Here is a 20,283-nt window from a genome sequence, read left to right on the forward strand (position 1 = left end):
TGGGTTTCTTGTCGTCACGCTGAACTTGTTTAAGCGTCTCCCTCAGATGCGATTCCGTGTCAAGCACGGAATGACGGTATTTATTATGTCATTCTGAGCATAGAGAAGAATCTATTGGTTGTCGAGAGGTCAAAATATTGGACATGAATTGCACGAATTACCACAAATACCTTTGTGCTCCAAATTGGTTTTATTCTTCTTTTATCGAAAAGAGATTCTTCAAATACTTCGTGTTTTCAGAATGACAAGTTTAAGTAAGGATGTCATTCTGAGCGGAGCGAAGAATCTAAACCTTAATAATACTATCCTCGACAATAGCATATACCTCGTCATTCTTTTTGGGATTGAGGGTGTGTGTTCCCGTAAATTGACCAAAGGCTGGCAAAATCATTTGGTTATTGGACTTAAAAAAGCAGGGCAGTTTTATTCGTTCCCTCCCAAAACCTTTGAGTTTAATGGAGGGGTGGATATGACCACAAAATGTAAAGTGATGCTCTCGCTCTTCGGGATGATGCGTCAATAGGAAAGAATCAATTACGAGCTCAGGAAATATGGAAACGTTCACTTTTTCAAATTTTTCAGGAGCAATGATGTCGTGGTTTCCGGCAACCAAAAGTATTTCGGCAGGTGTTTTGGCCACCCAATTTTCGAACAATTCCCATTCTTTGTTCAGGGATGAATGAAACAAATCGCCCAAAAAACAGATTTGAAAGGGTTGAAAATCGGCCACAATTTGATCTAACAACAAAAAATTTTTGTGAATTACCTTTCTGGGAACGGCGGCACCAAATTTTCTAAAGTGTGATACCTTGCCCAAATGCATATCGCTGATCAGCAAAAGTGATTTTTCTACCCAAAACAATCCACCCAAAGGATGAAGTTGAAATTTTTGGTTTCGGATTGTCAAGTTCATTTGGTCAATTTAGCCATCATTCTTTTAATACGGTCTGCCAACTTTTCGTTGGAGAGCTTTTCCCTGAGCCTATCCGTAATAATCGGGAAGGATAGGGGCGTAGGTTGTGAACATTTTTTCCAAACAATGTCCTGCTCAGCAATACGTTCCAAAGCTAGGCGTAAACGACCTTCCTCCAATTGATGCTCAAAAGTTTCCGTATAGGCCTGCTGGTAGAGCAGATTATCATCCTCAAAATCACGAAATACATCAAACAACAATTCGGAACTGCTTTGCAGGTGTTTCATTTTGACTCCTTTTTCGGGATATCCCGTAAAAACCATTCCGCTGATTACGGCAATGTCCCTAAACTTTCGCCGCGCCATTTCATTCGAATTCAAACTTTTTTGAAGGTCGGACAACATATATTCGGGAGTAAACAAGTTGTTATCCAAAATTTCTTGAATATTGATTTCCCTGTCAGATAGCAACTCAAAACCATAATCATTAAAAGCAAGCGAGCAGGTTATCGGCGTCAATAAACTGATTCGATAGGCCAACAGACTGCTCATCCCTTCGTGAATAGCCCTACCTTCAAAAGGGTAAAACATATGATGATAGCCATCACGGGTCTTAAAGGTTTCAATTAAAAGTTGATGGGGTTGGGGCACTATACTTTCTTCTCGTTGTTTGGAAAACATCGGTTGCAAAGCTTTAATTTCCTCGGATTGTTCTGAAAACTCTAACTCGGCTGTGTACAATTCCTGCCGAAGCAGTTCGGACATTTTTGCGGAAAAACTTAAGCGTCCGCCCATCCAGCTGGGCACTTTATTGGTTCTCTTTTTGGAATTACGCACGTGAGCGGCCATCCCTTTTATTCGGATAAATTCCAGATTTCGACCTGCAAAGGTGAAGACATCGCCAGGACTCAATTTGGAAATAAAATATTCTTCAATACTGCCGATATAGCCCCCTTTTTGATAGCGAACAGAGATGGTGGCATCTCCAACAATGGTTCCGATTTGGAATCGATGCCGCATAGCAACGGCCCTGCTGTTCACTTTAAACTTGCCATCTTCTTCAATCACTACCTTTTTGTATTCGTCGTAGCTCTTTAAACTTTGGCTTCCCATCACCAGAAAATTCAATAGCCATTGCCATTGTTCTTTGGTCAAGGTTTGATAACAAAAAGTTTGTTTGATTTCAGGATAGATTTCATCAGGATAAAACCCATCTGAAACTGCTAAAGTGGTCAAATATTGAATGAGAACATCAAAACTATTTAGGTAGGGAATACGGTCTTCAACAGCACTGTTCAACACGGCTTTTTGCATGGCCGAAGCTTCTACTAATTCAATAGCGTGGGTGGGCAAAAAGTAAATCACACTTTCCTTGCCAGGTCGATGGCCGCTTCGTCCTGCCCTTTGCAAAAAACGAGCTACTCCTTTGGGTCCGCCAATCTGTACAACGGTTTCCACTGGGGCAAAATCAACTCCAAGGTCCAAACTAGATGTGCAGACCACGGCTTTTAGACTTTCGTTACGGATGGCCTGCTCCACCCACAGACGGGTTTCTTTGTTGATGCTACCGTGGTGCATCGCCATTTCACCTGCGAACTCCGGATATTTTTCCAATATTTTCTGAAACCATATCTCACATTGGCTACGGGTATTGGTAAAAAGTAAGGTGGTTTTACTATTGTTGATAATCGGCACTACCTGATCTAAAAGATGCAATCCCAAATGCCCTCGCCAAGGAAAGGTTTCCATTTCCTTTGGAATAATGCTTTTAACTGTGATTTTTTTGTTGAGGTTGGCCTTGACCAATATTGAATTATCAAGTTCTGGCGATGTGGGTCCTAATAACACTTGACGGGCTTGCTCTAAATTGCCAATGGTGGCCGATATGCCCCATATCCGTAATTCCTTGCAGATAGTTTTTAATCGGGATAGTCCCAGTTCCATTTGAACGCCCCGCTTGGTTCCCAAAAGCTCGTGCCACTCATCAACCACAATGGCAGAACAGTTCTTAAAGGTCTTTTCATAAGCTTTGGAAGATAATAGCAACTGTAAACTCTCTGGCGTAGTAATCAATAGGTCGGGCATGTTGGTCCGCATTTTTGCCCGTTCTTTTGCGGAAGTATCCCCAGTTCTAATTCCCACGGTCATTTGGGTTTCCAAATCTTGGGTGATTCGCTCCGCAGACTGTTTGATTTCTTGGGAAAGGGCCCGTAACGGCGTAATCCAAATGGCTTTCAATCCTTTTTTGTGCTTAGTCTTGTAATTAGGATTGTTTTTAATGTAGTTGAGCACAATCGGAAACCATAGGGCATAGGTTTTTCCACTTCCGGTGGGTGCGTTCAACAAACCATGTTTACCTTCTAAAAAAGCATGCCAAGTCTGCTTTTGAAAGGGGAATGGTTTCCAATCTTGACCTTGAAACCAATTTTCTGCAATATGAAGGAGTTTTGAATCGTGCAGTGTCGTTGTACTTTGGATTGAAAAATACGAAATTCTTTATTGCCTATACACCTGCTTTTTGTGATAAGAATTATATTTGTGGTATAAAATTTTCGATATGCCAATTTTAGATCTATACGAGCACGGAGACCACAGGAAAAACCTGGCCCATTTTGCCACATTGGCTAGTTTGGCCTCGGTTGATGGGGAAATCAATCCGAAAGAAAAAGCGGTTTTGGATAAATTCGCTTTTAAGCTCAATATTACTGATGAGGAAATCAAAGAAGTGATGAAGAAGGAAAACAAATATCCTATTGATACTCCTCACAGTGGCGAGAAAAGATTTAAAAGGTTGTTCGAATTTTTTCAGATTATTTTTTCCGATCATTATATTGATGATGATGAACGTAAAATTGTTGAAAAGTATGCTGTTGGTTTAGGTTTTGATCCTAAAAAAGCATCGGAAATTATCGATAAGTCCATCGCTATTTTCTCTGGACAAATTGCCTTCGAAGATTATCATCAATTGATAAAGCGAGAGTGTAACTAGGCATTGGACATAAACTCCTCTGCTTTCTCGACCATTTTTTTGCTTCCACAGAAAAATGGAACTCGTTCATGAAGTTCGGTAGGCTCTATGTCCATAATACGTTGGTAGCCATCACTAGCCTTTCCATTGGCCTGCTCGGCTAAAAATGCCATGGGATTGCACTCATATAATAAACGAAGCTTGCCATTTTGAGCTTTGCTGCTTTTTGGGTACATGTAGATTCCACCCTTAATCATGTTGCGGTGAAAGTCCGAAACTAAGGATCCGATATATCTCGAAGTATAAGGTCTATCACCTTCTTCCTTTTGGCAATATTTAATGTAATCCTTTACACCTTGCGGAAAATGGATGTAGTTTCCTTCGTTTACGGAGTAGATTTGTCCTGTTTCTGGAAACTGCATATTTGGATGGGAAAGGTAAAAGGTTCCCAAGGCCGGGTTTAGGGTAAAACCATTTACACCATGTCCTGTGGTATAAACATACATGGTAGAGGTTCCATAGATAATGTACCCTGCAGCTATCTGGTTTTTTCCAGGTTGTAGAAAATCTTCCAAAGTAACTGGAGTTCCAACCGGAGTTACCCTTCTATAGATGGAAAAAATGGTTCCTACGGATACATTTACATCAATATTGGATGAGCCATCCAGGGGATCTATTAAAACCACGTACTTGTTCTGGTGTTTTTTGTCAAAACTATTGATTGTTATAAAATCATCTTCCTCTTCCGAAGCTATGCCACAAACAATCTCACGATTCTTAAGGGTTTCAATAAATTTCTCATTGGCCAATACATCCAGTTTCTGTTGATCTTCTCCTTGGATATTGGTGTCACCTGCGGCGCCAGTTATATCGACCAGACCTGCTTTGTTTACCTCATGGTTCACTACTTTTGCCGCTAGACGGATTCCGTTAAGTAGTCTTGAAAGTTCCCCGGAAGTGTATTGAAATGAATTTTGGTTGGCGATGATGAACTCGCCCATGGTGAGTCGCTGTTTGTCAAACATTGGAAAAGACTGTTTTATTTTTCGACAAATATCGGGCATTTTGTGAAACTACAACGTTTTCGAAGAGGTTTAATTATGTATTTTTATAACTTTGAGTTTTATTTGTAACAATTATGGAGTATACAATTAGAGAGGCTCGTCCTGAGGATATGGAAGAGGTGTTAAACTTGGTTCAAGAATTGGCCAATTTTGAAAAAGAACCCGATGCTGTGGAAATTACCAAGGATGATTTAGTGAAACATGGATTTAGTGACCAAAAAATGTTCCATTGTTTTGTTGCTGACACCAGCGAAGGTATTGCAGGCATTGCCTTGGTGTATCCAAGATATTCCACTTGGAAAGGCCCTGCCATTCACTTGGAAGATTTGATTGTATCCGAAAAGGTGAGGGGGAGCGGTCTGGGTACAGCCCTGCTGGATGAAGTGGTAAAGTATGGCGATAGTCTGGGGGTAAAACGAATTTGCTGGGAAGTTTTGGATTGGAACGAGCCCGCTATTGAGTTTTATGAGAAGAAAGGAGCCAATGTGCTACGAGATTGGGACGTGGTCCAATTGGATGAAAAAGGAATAAAAAATTATTTGGAAAGCCTCAACTAGGCCGGCCAAATTCTATATTATAAAAATACATGAGGGTATTTAAGTTTGGTGGAGCATCCGTTAAAGATGCAGATGCAGTTAAAAATGTGGTCAACGTATTACAGGAGGTTGGTTATAGCGACACTTTGGTTGTGGTTTCTGCGATGGGAAAAATTACCAATGCCATGGAAAAAGTGGTGGAATCCTATTTTAATGATAAGGATGCTGTATCTGCTGCAATTCAAGAGGTGATTGATTATCACAATGAAATATTGTCGGACCTATTTCAGAATCCGAACCATCCGGTTTATTCCAAAGTAAAAGTACTTTTTGATGAGGTAAAGGGATTTTTAGCTTGGAATAAATCACCTAAATATGCATTTGTGTACGATCAAGTAGTCTGTTATGGTGAATTGTTGTCCACAACCATTGTGAGTTCCTATTTAAACGAAGTCGGCATTTCCAATACGTGGCTGGATGTCCGTACTCTTATCAAAACAGATAGCAATTATAGGGATGCCCAAGTCAATTGGGAACGCACCCAACAGGAAGTTGCCAAAATAGACGTGTCCAAATTGAATATCACCCAAGGTTTTTTAGGTAGTGACGATAATAATTTTACCACTACATTGGGCAGGGAGGGCTCTGATTACTCTGCTGCTATTTTAGCCTATTGCCTAAATTCTGAATCGGTGACCATATGGAAGGATGTGCCTGGAGTTTTGAATGCCGACCCAAGAAACTTTGAACATGCACAATTGTTGGATAAAATCTCGTACCGAGAAGCTATTGAGCTGGCGTTTTATGGAGCCTCGGTAATTCACCCGAAAACATTGCAGCCTTTGCAACGCAAAGAAATCCCACTGAAGGTAAAATCGTTTGTAAGGCCAAAGGATAGTGGGACCACGGTGGGCAAAGGAAATGGAATTGAACCTAAGATTCCCTGTTTTATCGTGAAAAAGAATCAGGTGTTACTCAAACTTTCGTCCCTTGACTTTTCTTTTATAGTGGAGGATAACATAAGTGAAATTTTCAAGCTGTTTCATGATCACAGATTAAAGGTGGACCTTATTCAGAATTCTGCGATTAGTTTTTCTGTTTGTTTGGACAATAAATTTCGAGGACTTCCACCTTTATTGGAAGAACTTAAGCGAAAGTTTAAAGTGGTGTGCCACGAAGATGTTTCACTTTATACCATTCGTCATTTTAATGATGATTCGGTTAAATCCCTTCAAAATGGAAAGTCCGTATTGGTCGAGCAAAGAGGTAAGGAAACCGTTCAACTTGTTGTAAAATAGAAGTTTCCATATAATATTTAGGTAAAAGGGTCAGTAACCTTTATTTTCTATCTTTACACGTACCTAAATACTTTTTCTATGGGCTTGGTTTCTGCTAAAGAGGTGGCGAAAGTCATCCATCTGGACAAATATGGCTTTTTGGGCACTTTTGTAGGATGGCTTTTAATGGTAGCCACTAGGATTAGCACTATCAACAGATTTTACGATAAGAACAAAGACCTTCCCGGTCCCGAATTCTTGGATGCTATATTGGACCATTACGAAATTGATTTTGAAATTCCAGAAGAGGATTTAAAACGACTTCCCAAGTCAGGTCCCTACATTACTATCAGCAACCACCCATTAGGGGGTATTGATGGGGTGCTTTTGTTAAAACTTCTCCTAAAAGAGCGGCAGGACTATAAAATAATAGCCAATTTTTTACTCCATAGGATAGAACCATTAAAGCCTTATATAATGCCGGTAAATCCTTTTGAAAACCATAAGGATGCCAAGAGTAGCGTAGCCGGTTTTAAAAGTGCACTTCAACATTTAAGGGATGGACACCCATTAGGTATTTTCCCTGCGGGAGAAGTATCCACTTACCGCGATGGAAGATTGGTGGTGGACCGACCTTGGGAGGAAGCGGCCATAAAATTGATAAGAAAAGCCGAAGTCCCTGTGGTTCCCATTTATTTTCATGCACGAAACAGTCGATTGTTTTACCGATTGTCCAAGATGGATGATGTATTCCGAACGGCAAAGCTGCCTTCGGAGTTAACATCGCAGAGCAGACGTCCTATAAAAGTGCGTATTGGTCAGCCTATATCGGTAAATACCCAGAAAGAAGAAGAGACTTTGGAGGATTTTGCAGAATTGCTTCGTAAAAAAACCTATCTATTGGCCAATGCGTTTGAAAAGGAGCGATTTATAGACAAAGTGCCCACCTCGCTTAAAATTCCTAAACCTCCAAAAAAAATAGCTACAGCCATTAGTGCCAAGGTACTGGAGGGCGAAATTGACAAATTACGGGAGAAAGATTGCCGCATGTTGGAAAGTAAAAACTATGAGGTGTTTTTAGCGCAGGCCAAGGATATGCCTTTCTGTTTAAACGAAATCGGTCGCCAGCGCGAAGTAACTTTTAGAGAAGTAGGGGAAGGAACCAATAATGCGATTGACTTGGATAAGTTCGATTCGTATTACCATCATTTATTCTTGTGGGACAACGACAATAAAACCATAGTTGGGGCTTACCGCATGGGTTTGGGTTCGGAAATCTTCAAAAATTATGGCATTGATGGCTTTTATCTTCAAGATCTTTTCCGATTTGAACCTGAATTGTATGGTATGATGGAAAAATCCATCGAAATGGGAAGAGCCTATATCGTAAAGGAATATCAGCAAAAGCCCATGCCTTTATTTTTACTTTGGAAAGGAATCGTGCACACAACGTTAAGGCATCCGGAACACAAGTATTTGATTGGTGGGGTGAGTATCAGCAATCAGTTCTCCAATTTTTCCAAGTCGTTGATGATTGAGTTTATGAAATCCAATTACTGGGATCCCTACGTGGCACAATATATTCGACCCAAAAAGGAGTTCAAGGTGAAGTTGAAAGATGGCGATAAAGAGTTTGTATTTGACGAAACCCAGGCCGATTTGAACAAGTTCGATAAGCTAATCAGTGAAGTGGAGCCCGGCAGTTTAAGGTTACCTGTATTGATAAAGAAATATATTAAGCAAAATGCCAAGGTGGTAGCATTTAATGTAGATCCATTGTTCAATAATTCTGTGGATGGGTTAATGTATATTCGAATCGCGGACCTTCCAGAAAGTACCGTAAAGCCGGTAATGGAAGAATTTCAGGCAGAATTGGAGCGTAAAGTGGCGGAAGGGAACGGTAATTCTAACATTGATTAGTCTATTCCAATTTTGTCGCTACGTTTTTCGAACAATAAATTATCCTTCCAAACACCATGGGTTTTGCCCACTCGCTCCCGTTTTCCAATGTATCGGAAGCCCATTTTTTCGTGTAGTTTAATGCTTGCAATATTCTCTGGAAATATCCCGGATTGTATGGTCCAATAACCAGCCTTTTCACTTTTTTTAATTAAATGTTCCATGAGTAATTTGCCAACCCCTTTGCCGCGACTTTTGTTTGAAATGTAAACACTAACCTCGCCAACACCTCCATAAACACAACGGCTAGATACTGGGGAAAGGGCGGCCCATCCCATAATTTCCCCATCTTTTTCCGCAACCAACCTACAATGCTCCGTATGCGCTTGGTCCCAATGGTCGTAAGTAGGGGTTTGCGTTTCAAAAGTGGCAAATCCGGTAGCTATTCCTTCTGAATAGATTCTGGAAACGTTTTCCCAATCGGATGGTTTCATGCTTCTGACGGTCATGGTTATCTCTGTTTAATGATTGTAATATTACGATGAATTTAAAATTAAAAAAAGCCAGATAATTTTATCTGGCTTTTAATCTTTTTTAGAACCAGGGCTTTTTACCCACCTGATACGTGTTATAAAACTCTTCATCAGATTTGGTGAGGTAGATAATACCCTCTATCAAACCGATAATCCATGCTGCCGAAGCACCAATTCCGCATGTTATGGCACCTAATATAATGGTCACGGCAAGTAAGATGATACCTTCTTTGTTATAGCCCAAAATAAATTTGTGAACACCAAACCCTCCTAGTAAAATAGCTAAGATACCGGCAAGGATTTTTTTATTATCACCACCTGCGTCTTTAAGACCCTCCTTAAATTCTTCCGCAGTTTTTTTGGCTTCTTCTTTAAAATCTTTGGCGGCTTCTTCCGCTTTATCGCCAAAGTCTTTTTTCTCTTCTTCTGACATGTCTGTAAATGTGTTGGTTAATGTATGTTAAATGTAGCAAATAAATCAATACTTAAAGAAAGGCTTTATCAATAGGTTCCCACAGTTCCAATTTGTTGCCTTCCGGGTCCAAGATCCAACCAAACTTTCCATATTCGTATTCTTCCATTTCACCCACTACGGTAACGCCTTCTTTTTTCAGGACCTCGAGCAGTTCTACCAAGTTTTCTACCCTAAAATTCATCATGAACTGCTTTTCACTTGGTTTAAAATATTCGGTTTTCTCATCCATAGGACTCCACTGAGTTGAACAATCGTTGCCTTTTTTGTCCTTCCACCAAAACGTACAGCCATATTGGTCGGTGTTCAATCCTAAATGGTTTTTGTACCAATCCTTGATTTTGTTCGGGTCCTTGCTCTTAAAGAAAAAGCCGCCCAGTCCTGTCACTCTGTTTTTCATGATTTCTTAGTGTTTTTTTCGTACAATGCAATCCATTCCTTCGGTGTCATTTTTTGGCAAAGTTCTGCTATCAATCCATAAGGTATTTTGTTCATGTTCTTAAACCGGATACAGCTTTTGCCCATATCCAGTTTTGTGCTCACATGTTTGGGGTACTCGCCCACAAACCAATCGAGCAAAGCTTTATCGGCATAAATTCCCATATGGTATAGTGCAACAAAGTTTTTCTGTGATGCAATATTGATAAAGGGCAGTGGAAGTTTGGGGTCACAATGATACCCATCGGGATAGATGGAATGGGGCACTAAAAAACCTATCATTTTATAGTTGATGCATTCCTCAAACCCTACGGGTAAATTGGTTTTTATTGTTTCTCTAAGTTTGGAAACGGCCTCTTTACGTTCTTCGGGTAGTTTTTGGATATACTCGTCCGGTGTTTTGGCATCTATCGTCATGTATGATCAATTTATATTGAATTGCCAGAGCCAAAAGTAGGAGAGATAAGGTTTATAAAGTTAACAAAATCTCTCTTTGACTTTGTCAACTATAGTTTGTGCCAATTTTTCTTTGCTTTCTATCGTCCAACCAGCTACATGGGGGGTGAGAAGTACATTTTTTGCTTTACGTAGGTATTTAAAAGCTTTTGGTTTTTGTACAAACATATTCTCAAAAGACTTTTTCTCATATTCCAATACGTCCAATCCTGCCCCTAGAACTTTTCCTGACTTTAAACCTTCAACCAAATCCTTGGTCACCACACATTTACCACGAGCGGTATTCAGCAACCAAAATGGTTTATGGAATGCTTCAATAAACTCGGAATTTATCATTCCAACGGTTTCCTCGGTTTCGGGAACATGCAAACTGACAACATCCGACCGTTGTTGAAATTCCATAATCCCAACCTGTCTCGCATTGTCATCACCTACACCTCCCACAATATCGTAGCAGATGACTTCTACATCGAACCCGCGGAGTTTTTTGGCGAAGGCCTTTCCCATGTTTCCATAGCCAATAATTCCTACCGTTTTGCCATCCAGTTCTGCGCCTCGGTTGGCTTCGCGTTTCCATTTACCTTTTTTTACTTGGCTGTTGGCCTTGCACATATGGTTCATCAGGGAAAGTAACATACCTAAAGTGTGTTCACCTACGGCATTACGGTTACCTTCCGGAGCTGATGCCAGAAATATGTCTTTAAATTTGGCATGTTCCACATCAATATTTTCCAATCCGGCACCGACCCTTCCAATAAATTTAAGATTGGTGGCCTTGTCCAAAAATTGTTGATCAATAGTGAACCTACTTCGAATAATGATTCCGTCGTACAAATGGATTTTTCTCTCTATTTGTTCTTTACTGGATGTGTAGTCTTCATCATTTTCGAACCCAAGCTCTGCAAATTGTTCTATAAGCAAGGGATGATTGGTGTCTAGGTGGAGAACTTTCATGAGGGCAAATATACAACTCCTAGATTTTTGGGTAGTGTGTCTGTGTTTTTTCGTGTTGGACATTACCGGTGTGTGCTGTATTGATTTTTTCAAATAGGAGCACGTGCACCACTTCACCGTTTTTGGTCATGGGGTTATGTTCCACGCCTTTGGGCACTACAATAATCTCTCCTTCGTTCACCACCTCCGTTCTATCGCGATATTGCATGTAGAGTGTGCCTTTTATTACTTGGAACAATTCGTCTTCGTTCTCGTGGGCGTGCCAAACAAACTCACCTTGGAGTTTAGCCAAAAGCACTTGCATATCATCCACTACTGCAATTTGATGTGGGTGCCATTGTTTGGTAAACTCGGCGTGTTTTTCTTTTAGGTTGATAGTTTTCATGTGATAGTTTTAAATCCCCAAAATCATTTTGGCAATCCAAAAATAGATAAGGATTCCAAAAATATCATTGCTTGTAGTAATAAACGGACCAGTGGCAATTGCGGGGTCAATATTTCGTTTGTTAAGGAACAAAGGAATAAAAGTGCCGATAAATCCAGCTACTACAATTACAACAATTAACGAAAGTGATATAGCCAATGCGGTAGCAAAGGCACCTTTCCAAATCCAAGTGAAAAGCAAAAGTAAAATAGCGAGGATGAACCCGTTTAACAGAGCCAATAGCATTTCTTTTATCAGATGGTTTCGTACACTTCCTTTTAAATCATCGTTCGCCAGACCTTGTACCACTATGGCACTGGATTGTACTCCAACATTGCCCGCCATCGCGGCAATTAACGGGGTAAAGAAGAACAACACGGCATGTTTGGATATCATATCCTCAAAAGTTCCCATGATTGCGGCAGCCCCAAGTCCTCCTAAAAGACCCAATATCAACCAAGGGAGGCGGGCACGGGTAAGTATCCAAATACTATCGCTTACCTCTACATCTTGTGAGATACCAGCAGCCATTTGATAATCTTTATCGGCTTCTTCTCGGATTACATCCACAATATCGTCAATGGTAATACGTCCTACCAAACGTCCAATCTCATCCACTACAGGAATGGCTTCCAAATCATATTTGGACATGATCTTGGCGACTTCCTCACCTTTTTCGTTGACGTTTACCGAATCCACTTTAGGAATGTAAACATCCTTGATATGTGTTTTGGAAGAGGTGGTTAGTAAATCTTTTAAGGAAAGTCTACCTTTAAGTTTACCTTCATCATCCACAACATAAATGGAATGCACGCGGGTTACATTTTCTGCTTGGGCGCGCATTTCTTTAATACAGGTAGTAACGGTCCAATTTTCGTTGACCTTAACCAACTCTTTGGCCATAAGGCCACCTGCAGAATCTTCTTCGTAACGCAAAAGATCCACAATGTCCTTGGCATGATCACGGTCTTCTATCTCGGAGATAACTTCCTGAACAAGTTCCTTTGGAAGTTCATTGATAATATCCGCAGCGTCATCCGTGTCCAGTTCCGATAGCTCTCCTGCAATTTCCTTGGCGGTAAGATTTTTAAGTACAGCTTCACGGATGTCTTCATGCATTTCTGCAAGGATGTCCGAAGTTTTTTCGCTGTCCAGAAGTTTAATTAGATAGGTAGCCTCTTCCACCTCAAGTTCATCCGCTATCTCCGCTATATCGGCATAGTGGAACTCCTTCATCATGGCCTGAAGTCCGGCGTTCTTTTTTTCCGCGATCAGTTGCCTGATTTCTTCTAAAAGTTCGTCTGTAAGTTTAAATGGGGTCATTGGCTATCTTATGTGTCAACGTTATAAAGTCAGCTACACTTAGCTGTTCTGGGCGTTGGTCAAAGATAGTATCTTCTTTTAGATTATCGGAAAGGTTGAAGATTTTAAGACTGTTACGTAAAGTTTTACGTCTTTGGTTAAATGCTGTTTTTACCACTTTAAAGAAAAGACGTTCATCACATGGGAGATTAAGCTCCTTCTTTCGGGTCAGACGTAAAACTCCGGAATCCACCTTTGGTGGAGGGTCGAACACGCTTGGTGGAACGGTAAACAAATATTCAGCGTCGTAAAAGGCCTGAACAAAAACAGAAAGTATTCCGTAGGTTTTGCTTCCGGGTCCCTCGCAGATGCGTTTAGCCACTTCTTTTTGAAACATTCCCGAAAATTCGGGGACCTGTTTTCGCATTTCCAACATTTTAAATACAATCTGGCTGGAAATATTATACGGGAAGTTACCTGTGATGGCAAATTGTTCATCACCGTAAAGTTGGGTTAGGTCAAACTTGAGGAAATCTGCTTCGATGATGTTAAGTCGATTGTTACTTTTTAAAATGTCAGCATGTTCCAAAGGAAAGCTGTGATTGAGGTAAACAATGGATTCTTCGTCCAAATCCATAGCTACCAAATCCAAATCCCGTTGAAGCAAATGTTTGGTGAGTACTCCCATGCCAGGGCCAATTTCTATAACATTGGAGTATCCGTCCAAAGAAAGGGTCTGAGCTATTTTTTTGGCAACAGATTCATCTTTAAGGAAATGCTGACCTAAGTGCTTTTTTGCCTTTACCGCACTATCTTCTTGCGCATATTTATTTTTCTGCGAGGCGTCGTTGGAGTACTTCTTCTTTTTCTTTTTGGACACAGAGGATTTTTTTGCAAGTTAGTTGGAATTTTCGATATAAATCCAAGCTTCGTCGCCAGATTCCAAGGGGAATTTTTCCCGTTTATAAGCGCTGGTTTCGTAAATATCCGCTTTTTTAAGGTCAGTATCGTTTACCTCATATGCCATTCCTGCTACTTTATCTTCAGGATTGTTTGTATGGACAACCAGAGGGTAACGACCATAAACTGCATTATCCATTTTTTTGAAACCCAATGCAGCATCTTCTTTTCCTTTGAGCAGGCGACCAAAAATATATTCCTGCACCTGCAGGTCTTGAAGTGTTCCGTAGGAAAACAGATATTCCAAAATTTTATGGGATTTGTTGACTAACGACCTCCAACTCGGTTCTAAAGGCCACAAACTTATTAGGAAACATTTTCTGTGCATCGGCTCGTAAACGGTCGGCGTCCTCTTTGTAATAAGCTTCCAAAGTATCTCTGCTTTGAGTAGTGTATTGCACGGAGTAGGTGATGCCTCCCATATCCTCTTCCACCAAAACTTTTACCATTTTAGCATGGGAAAACTTTCCTGTGGCAAGCATATCGGGCAGGTGCTTGTCCTTCATCCAATCCAACCATTGGTCGTGCACACTTTCATCTATATTGATGGTAACGTTGTATATGAGCATTTGCTTCGTCTGTTTTTTTTGAGGGTAAAATTAGTTAATCGCATCCCCACGTAGCCTCCTAAAATTCTTGCGTGCTTGGGGGAAATAGTAACTATCCTGATATTTATAGATGATTTTTTCGTAATGACTTTTAGCTTTTTCGGGTTCGTTCAAGATGTTTTCGTATAATTCTCCCAGAGCAAAGTGTGCATCATCGGCCAAAATGCCATCACCATAGAACTCCACGATCTTTTGATAGTTGAACTCGGCACTTTCATAATTCTTCTGCTCTATCAATAGTTCTGCTTGTTTCAGCAGGGCTTCATCTTCAATTTTTTCTCCTTTATGGTTCTGCAAGATATCTTCCAGTGATTCAATGGCCTCTTTGTTTTTATTTTGATAGGCCAGCAAGTCTGCCCTGGCATATTTTTTCAGCGCGGTTTGTGTGGAATCTTCAAGAGAGTTGTCCGAAATCAGCAAACTTAATTGCATGGCGTCGTTGGCGATGAGCTGGGAAGTGGAACTTCGCAACACCTTAAGTTGGGTGAGGGCCCAATCAAAATCACCTTTGTAAAAACTGGTCTGGGCCACTTTAAACCGTGCATCTTGTCCAAGAACATCATTTTTGACACTTTTCTGCACTTGAGTAAATAGAATCAGGGCTTCGTTGAATCTTTGGTCGAACACCAGAATGTCACCTAGTGCCAATTTAACATAAGCCATGGTCATTCGGCCCATAGGAAGTTCCAAACTTTGTTTAAGCATGGCAATTGCGGGTTCGGGCTGCTCTTTTTTGAATGTTAAGAAATTGGCATAAGCAATCTGAAGCTGAAGGGTTCTGCTCTGGTTTCCATATTCCTCCACCAAATCCTCAAATTGCTTTTCCACATCTTTTACTACTTTTTCTGTCGGATGTTCCAAAGCGATATCAATTAAGCTCAGTTCTGCATTGAGCTTGGTCCGTGGATTTTCCGTATTGTCCACAATATATTCGTAGATGGAAGTAGCTGTTTCCAAGTCTTTATCCTCCAAAGCTATGCTTCCCAAGTTTTCCAGTCTATCTACCGACTGGCCTTCGCTTCGTTTGTAAATGGCCTTTTCCTGACCAAAGGCACTATTGTATTGCTTTTGCTGTACAAAAAGCCAGCTTAATAGTTCGTTCCAGAGAATATCGGGTGCTTTCTGTGCATTTTGAAGCAGGACTTTTCGCAAGAGCATATTATTTTCGTCCGAAGGGTCTTCGGAGATAAAATCGTCAATGTTGCGGAGCACATTGGAACGGGATGTTCGTCCTTCCCAAATAAGGTTGAGGTATGACTGGTACATTTTTGCAATGTCTCCTTGCTCACCATAAATCCGGGCCAATTGAAAATCGTAGTTGAGGTCGGGCTTTAATTCCATTGCCTTGGTGTAAGCTTGGATGGCATAATCCAACAGCGCATATTTTTGGAATCGATATCCTACGCTGTACCCGTAGTTGGGATTGTCATCTATTTTGTTGATGGCCTTAACGTAGTAGGTATCGGCCTTTTCCGCTTCATTTTTTAGGGTAAAATTGTATCCTAACTCAATATAAAAAGTAGGAAAGGCATAGCTGTCCTCTATTTTTTGAAGTAAAAACGTTTCGGCATCATCATAGCGTTCCAATTGTTGGTAGCAGGCCACCAGTCCTTCAGCATAATCCGTGCGCCTTGGATTGGTTTCCACCAATTTTTCGTAGAACACCACCGCTTTCTCGTAATCACCATCCTGAAAGTATTGTTTGGCCAAGAAATCTTCTTGGGCCATTCCAATACTGCTGGATAGCATAAATATGAGAAATAAAAGACGTTGCAATAGCTTGTTTTCTTTCAAATATAACGCAGAAATGTGGGGGATTCTGTTAAGCGAATCCAAATAATTGGTTGAAATGCCTAATCGATGATATCAAAACCGCAGTAAGGAACCAAAACCTCAGGTATTTTTATGCCCTCATCGGTCTGATAGTTCTCCAAGATTCCGGCCAAAACCCTAGGTAATGCCAAAGAACTGCCATTCAAGGTATGGGCCAATTGGCTTTTTCCATTTTCATCCTTGAACCGAAGCTTTAAACGGTTGGCTTGGAAGGTTTCAAAATTGGATACGGAACTGATCTCCAACCAACGGTCTTGTGCGGTTGAGAATACTTCAAAATCAAAAGTCAATGCAGAAGTGAAGCCTAAATCGCCTCCGCAAAGACGCAAAATTCGGTATGGTAACTTGAGTTCGCGAAGAATATTTTTCACATGTTCCACCATTTCATCCAAAGCTTGGTATGAATTGTTGGGGTGCTCCATTCGTACGATTTCCACCTTGTCGAATTGATGCAAACGGTTCAATCCGCGAACGTGTGCTCCGTAGCTTCCTGCCTCGCGACGGAAACAGGGGGTGTAGCCAGTGTATTTGATGGGAAAATCACTTTTCGCCAAAAGGTCGCCTCTGTGCAAGTTGGTCACAGGCACTTCGGCCGTTGGGATAAGGTACAGATCATCGGCCTGTACGTGATACATCTGTCCTTCTTTGTCCGGCAACTGACCTGTTCCATAACCAGAGTCTTCGTTCACCATAAGTGGCACTTGCATTTCGGTGTAGCCCGCTTCGGCATTTTTATCCAAGAAATAAGCAATCAAGGCACGTTGCAAGCGAGCGCCTTTTCCTTTGTAAACGGGAAATCCTGCCCCTGTGATTTTTACCCCAAGCTCAAAATCGATGATGTCGTATTTTTTGGCCAATTCCCAATGTGGAAGTGCTTCTTTGGATAGGGTAGGGGTGTCTCCTTCCTTGAAAATTTCTTCGTTGTCCTCTTCCGAGTTGCCAGCAGGTACAGAATCGTGGGGAACGTTCGGGATTAAATACAATTGCTCCTGAAGTTCATCGGCAGTAGTGTTTAAATCGTCTCCTAATTTTTTTGATGCTTCTTTGAGTCCAGCAGTTTTTTCTTTTAGAATATTGGCTTCCTGTGCTTTTCCTGTTTTGAAAAGCATACCAATTTCTTTTGAAAGTTTATTGGATTCGGCCAAGGTAGCGTCCAGTTCGGTTTGGATGGAACGTCTTCTTTCGTCGAGTTCCAAAACCTTTGATATCATAGGTTCGGCATCGAGGTTACGCTTTTTTAAAGCAGTTATGATACTTTCCTTGTTTTCCCTGATGTTCTGTATTTGAAGCATGGCCTTGTTTTGAGCCGCAAATTTAATTCAATCTGAAGAAGTGCCCAACTTTATTCCTTGGGAGAGGGCAGAATCCAATCGTTATGGGCAAAATGTTTCCATGGAACGTTGGCCAAATCAACATTGGGGTCAATAAATTGCTGATAGGGATTTTGATTAATCTTAACCTTATTTTCCACAAAAACCTGGATTTCTTCACCTTGCTCGGCATATTCTTTTTTAAGGCGTTGGGCAAACTGCCAAATAAAGTCGGGATAGCAGGCCACTCTTCGTTGTTGTTTTTTTGTGAGATAATCGTTTAAGTTGATTTTGGTTGTGTCCTTGGTTTGGGAGTTTACCACTTTATAGGTGATTCTTCCGCCACGGCTACGCAACATCATCCGCCAACTTAATCGGTGGCCTTCTTCGGTCCAAAGCACGTCATCTTTGAAAAAATGGTGACGAAGTGGCAAAATCAATTGAAACAGAAAGTAAATGCCCAAAACCGTAAGAACTACGTTTTTTGTTTTAGGGATGATGATTTTGGTTTCTGGAATTATTTTCTTGGTCTTTAAAAATATGTTCCGGATGGTTTGTGGTTCAAAAAAGAAAACCGTAAACGCCAATGACAGGTAAGGGAAAATACCTATCTGAAATACGATGCTATTGAACAAATGAAAGAAAATGGACAGCACAAAGGCTATTTTCCGAGTGGGTTTCCAAAGTAGGGCAGGAACAATCAACAAATCAAAGCAAATTCCAAAAATGGCTATTATTTTATGCCCCCATCTTTCTTGAAGCAAGTCCCCGATCACATAGTAATCCTTCTTGGAACTCATCAATACTTCAATCATACTAAAATCCAACCAATCGGCATACAGTTTTGCCACGGATGCATAAGTGTACACAATGAAGAGTTGCAGGATAATTATCCATCGTATCCAATTGTGCATCGTCTGCGAACGGAGTTTGGGATTGAATTTGGCATCTAAAGATGCATCTCGGTTTGCTGGCAGAAATGCCATGATGTACGCGAGTAGCATCAGTAAATAATAATGGTTGTTGTACGATGTTTTTTGCATTAAATACACACCGGACCACAATACGGCAAAGGCCAATGCGCTAAAGCGATACTTGAGTCCAAGGGCTATTAAAAGACCTAAGGTGCCCATGACCGCGAAATAAATATACATGCCATTTCCTGGCAGCGGCTGTAACCATTCAAAACCGATAAAGGAAAAAGTAAATTCGGGCTCCACCAAGGTTCTGCGCACCCAACCGGTTGCTATGGCGCCATAACATTCGGCACTAACCAATAGGCCATAAAACACCCTGAAAACAACAAATTGTGCATTGTCAATCTTCTTAAAAAGAAATTGGCTTAGCATTTATTTGGAGATTAGGTCCAGGGAGTGGTTTTTGTCCTTTTTCAGTTGTTCCTTAAGTTCTTCAATGGAATTGAACTTATGCTCGTCTCGAATGCGGTGCAGCAGTTCCACTTGAATCTTTTTGTCGTAGAGGTCGCCTTCAAAATCAAAAAAGTTGACCTCAATGCTCTTTTGGGAACCATCTACAGTGGGGTTGAACCCGATGTTCATCATGCCAAAGTATTCTTCTCCATCAATATTGCTTTTTACAACATAAGCGCCATTCTTGGGAATAAGCTTATAATCTTCGGCAATATGTAGGTTAGCCGTTGGGAAACCAAATCCTTTGCCCAGACCCTTTCCTTTTTTTACCGTCCCAGTGAGCATGTAGGCATAACTGAGATAATTGTTGGCAGTTTCCACATCACCTTCCAAAAGTGCCTTTCTAATTTTTGTGGAGCTTACGGAAACGTCTTCAATTTCTTGAGCTGGAATTTCTTCCACTTCAAAATCGAAGGTATTTCCAAAGGTGGTCAGGTCTTGTATGTTGGCATTTCGGTTGCGTCCAAATCTATGATCGTAACCAATGATGACTCTCTTTGATTTGATGCTGTTCACAAGAATATCGCGAACAAAGTCAATGGCTGAAAGCCTGGAAAATTCCTTGGTAAAGGGATGAATGATCAAATAATCCAGTCCCAAGGTTTCCAAAATCTGTTTTTTTTCTTCGAGAGTGTTCAACAATTTAATGTCCACATCTTTTTGCAGCACCATACGTGGATGCGGGAAAAAAGTGAGCACTGTGGACTTTAATCCGGTGTTTTTGGCATTGTTTGTGAGGCGTTCCAATATCTTGCGATGTCCAAGATGTACACCGTCAAAGGTGCCGATGGTCACCACCGTATGGTGCGGAATGTCCTTGAAATCAGAAATGTTATGGATTGTTTCCAACGCAATAAAGAAATAAAAAAAGGCTTACATTTGAAATTATACTATGCCCTAACCGTGT

Annotated in this window: 21 protein-coding genes; 4 read left to right on the forward strand and 17 right to left on the reverse strand. The window is 40.8% G+C overall.

Annotation, left to right across the window (positions count from 1 at the left end; genetic code table 11):
- Positions 1-286 precede the first annotated feature (286 nt).
- Both pdeM and D2V08_RS07805 read right to left on the reverse strand, forming a co-directional pair.
- Positions 287-913 (reverse strand): ligase-associated DNA damage response endonuclease PdeM, encoded by a 627-nt coding sequence (gene pdeM / locus D2V08_RS07800; RefSeq protein WP_119607473.1) that lies wholly within the window; start codon positions 911-913, stop codon positions 287-289.
- Entirely contained in the window at positions 910-3,372 is a 2,463-nt protein-coding gene (locus tag D2V08_RS07805) for a ligase-associated DNA damage response DEXH box helicase (RefSeq protein ID WP_119607474.1), read from the reverse strand. The genes pdeM and D2V08_RS07805 overlap by 4 nt, the downstream gene beginning before the upstream one ends.
- A gap of 97 nt (positions 3,373-3,469) precedes the next feature.
- Here D2V08_RS07805 and D2V08_RS07810 point away from each other — a divergent pair, with 97 nt between their 5' ends.
- Positions 3,470-3,901, forward strand: a complete 432-nt coding sequence (locus tag D2V08_RS07810) for a tellurite resistance TerB family protein (protein ID WP_119607475.1) — start codon at positions 3,470-3,472, stop codon at positions 3,899-3,901.
- On the opposite strand, the gene fbp is transcribed toward D2V08_RS07810, so the two are convergent.
- Positions 3,898-4,905 (reverse strand): class 1 fructose-bisphosphatase, encoded by a 1,008-nt coding sequence (gene fbp, locus D2V08_RS07815; protein ID WP_119607476.1) that lies wholly within the window; start codon positions 4,903-4,905, stop codon positions 3,898-3,900. The two genes, D2V08_RS07810 and fbp, sit on opposite strands and share 4 nt — an antisense overlap.
- Positions 4,906-5,018: 113 nt before the next feature.
- Here fbp and D2V08_RS07820 point away from each other — a divergent pair, with 113 nt between their 5' ends.
- The 3 genes from D2V08_RS07820 to D2V08_RS07830 all read left to right on the forward strand — a co-directional run bounded on the left by D2V08_RS07820 (position 5,019) and on the right by D2V08_RS07830 (position 8,677).
- Positions 5,019-5,501 (forward strand): GNAT family N-acetyltransferase, encoded by a 483-nt coding sequence (locus tag D2V08_RS07820; RefSeq protein ID WP_119607477.1) that lies wholly within the window; start codon positions 5,019-5,021, stop codon positions 5,499-5,501.
- Between the two features lie 29 nt (positions 5,502-5,530).
- On the forward strand, positions 5,531-6,778 hold the full coding sequence (locus tag D2V08_RS07825; RefSeq protein ID WP_119607478.1) for an aspartate kinase: 1,248 nt from the start codon (positions 5,531-5,533) through the stop codon (positions 6,776-6,778).
- 78 nt (positions 6,779-6,856) lie between these two features.
- A complete protein-coding gene (locus D2V08_RS07830; protein WP_119607479.1) occupies positions 6,857-8,677 on the forward strand; it encodes a GNAT family N-acyltransferase in 1,821 nt (606 codons plus the stop codon).
- Here D2V08_RS07830 and D2V08_RS07835 read toward each other — a convergent pair.
- The 14 genes from D2V08_RS07835 to D2V08_RS07900 form a co-directional block, all read right to left on the reverse strand.
- The gene (locus D2V08_RS07835) at positions 8,674-9,165 is read right to left on the reverse strand and encodes a GNAT family N-acetyltransferase (protein ID WP_119607480.1); all 492 of its coding nucleotides are present in this window, start codon (positions 9,163-9,165) and stop codon (positions 8,674-8,676) included. The genes D2V08_RS07830 and D2V08_RS07835 overlap by 4 nt on opposite strands.
- Positions 9,166-9,250: 85 nt before the next feature.
- Positions 9,251-9,622: an NINE protein gene (locus tag D2V08_RS07840; protein WP_119607481.1), complete on the reverse strand. Its 372-nt coding sequence runs from the start codon at positions 9,620-9,622 to the stop codon at positions 9,251-9,253.
- Positions 9,623-9,674: 52 nt separating this feature from the next.
- The gene (locus D2V08_RS07845) at positions 9,675-10,061 is read right to left on the reverse strand and encodes a VOC family protein (RefSeq protein WP_119607482.1); all 387 of its coding nucleotides are present in this window, start codon (positions 10,059-10,061) and stop codon (positions 9,675-9,677) included.
- Positions 10,058-10,516, reverse strand: a complete 459-nt coding sequence (locus tag D2V08_RS07850) for a DUF1801 domain-containing protein (protein WP_119607483.1) — start codon at positions 10,514-10,516, stop codon at positions 10,058-10,060. Before D2V08_RS07850 ends, D2V08_RS07845 begins: the two co-directional genes overlap by 4 nt.
- Before the next feature lie 60 nt (positions 10,517-10,576).
- The gene (locus D2V08_RS07855; RefSeq protein WP_119607484.1) at positions 10,577-11,509 is read right to left on the reverse strand and encodes a 2-hydroxyacid dehydrogenase; all 933 of its coding nucleotides are present in this window, start codon (positions 11,507-11,509) and stop codon (positions 10,577-10,579) included.
- Positions 11,510-11,528: 19 nt separating this feature from the next.
- Positions 11,529-11,894, reverse strand: coding sequence for a cupin domain-containing protein (locus D2V08_RS07860; RefSeq protein WP_119607485.1), 366 nt, complete (start codon positions 11,892-11,894; stop codon positions 11,529-11,531).
- Positions 11,895-11,903: 9 nt separating this feature from the next.
- Positions 11,904-13,256, reverse strand: coding sequence for a magnesium transporter (mgtE, locus tag D2V08_RS07865; protein ID WP_119607486.1), 1,353 nt, complete (start codon positions 13,254-13,256; stop codon positions 11,904-11,906).
- Complete coding sequence (gene rsmA / locus D2V08_RS07870; protein ID WP_119607487.1) at positions 13,243-14,115, reverse strand: 16S rRNA (adenine(1518)-N(6)/adenine(1519)-N(6))-dimethyltransferase RsmA; 873 nt, start codon at positions 14,113-14,115, stop codon at positions 13,243-13,245. Before rsmA ends, mgtE begins: the two co-directional genes overlap by 14 nt.
- 18 nt (positions 14,116-14,133) lie before the next feature.
- On the reverse strand, positions 14,134-14,442 hold the full coding sequence (locus tag D2V08_RS07875; protein WP_182835503.1) for a gamma-glutamylcyclotransferase family protein: 309 nt from the start codon (positions 14,440-14,442) through the stop codon (positions 14,134-14,136).
- A 4-nt stretch (positions 14,443-14,446) separates the two neighbouring features.
- The gene (locus D2V08_RS07880) at positions 14,447-14,764 is read right to left on the reverse strand and encodes a DUF4286 family protein (protein WP_119607489.1); all 318 of its coding nucleotides are present in this window, start codon (positions 14,762-14,764) and stop codon (positions 14,447-14,449) included.
- Between the two features lie 30 nt (positions 14,765-14,794).
- Positions 14,795-16,552 carry a tetratricopeptide repeat protein gene (locus D2V08_RS07885; RefSeq protein WP_119607490.1) on the reverse strand — a complete coding sequence of 586 codons (1,758 nt, stop codon included), beginning with the start codon at positions 16,550-16,552 and terminating at the stop codon, positions 14,795-14,797.
- A 104-nt stretch (positions 16,553-16,656) separates the two neighbouring features.
- A complete protein-coding gene (gene serS / locus D2V08_RS07890) occupies positions 16,657-17,928 on the reverse strand; it encodes a serine--tRNA ligase (RefSeq protein ID WP_119607491.1) in 1,272 nt (423 codons plus the stop codon).
- A 50-nt stretch (positions 17,929-17,978) separates the two neighbouring features.
- Positions 17,979-19,295 carry an HTTM domain-containing protein gene (locus D2V08_RS07895; RefSeq protein ID WP_119607492.1) on the reverse strand — a complete coding sequence of 439 codons (1,317 nt, stop codon included), beginning with the start codon at positions 19,293-19,295 and terminating at the stop codon, positions 17,979-17,981.
- Positions 19,296-20,225 (reverse strand): bifunctional riboflavin kinase/FAD synthetase, encoded by a 930-nt coding sequence (locus tag D2V08_RS07900; protein WP_119607493.1) that lies wholly within the window; start codon positions 20,223-20,225, stop codon positions 19,296-19,298. It lies immediately after the preceding gene.
- Between the last annotated feature and the right edge of the window lie 58 nt (positions 20,226-20,283).

Source organism: Flagellimonas lutimaris, assembly GCF_003581615.1.
In the GTDB taxonomy this organism is placed as follows: domain Bacteria; phylum Bacteroidota; class Bacteroidia; order Flavobacteriales; family Flavobacteriaceae; genus Flagellimonas; species Flagellimonas lutimaris.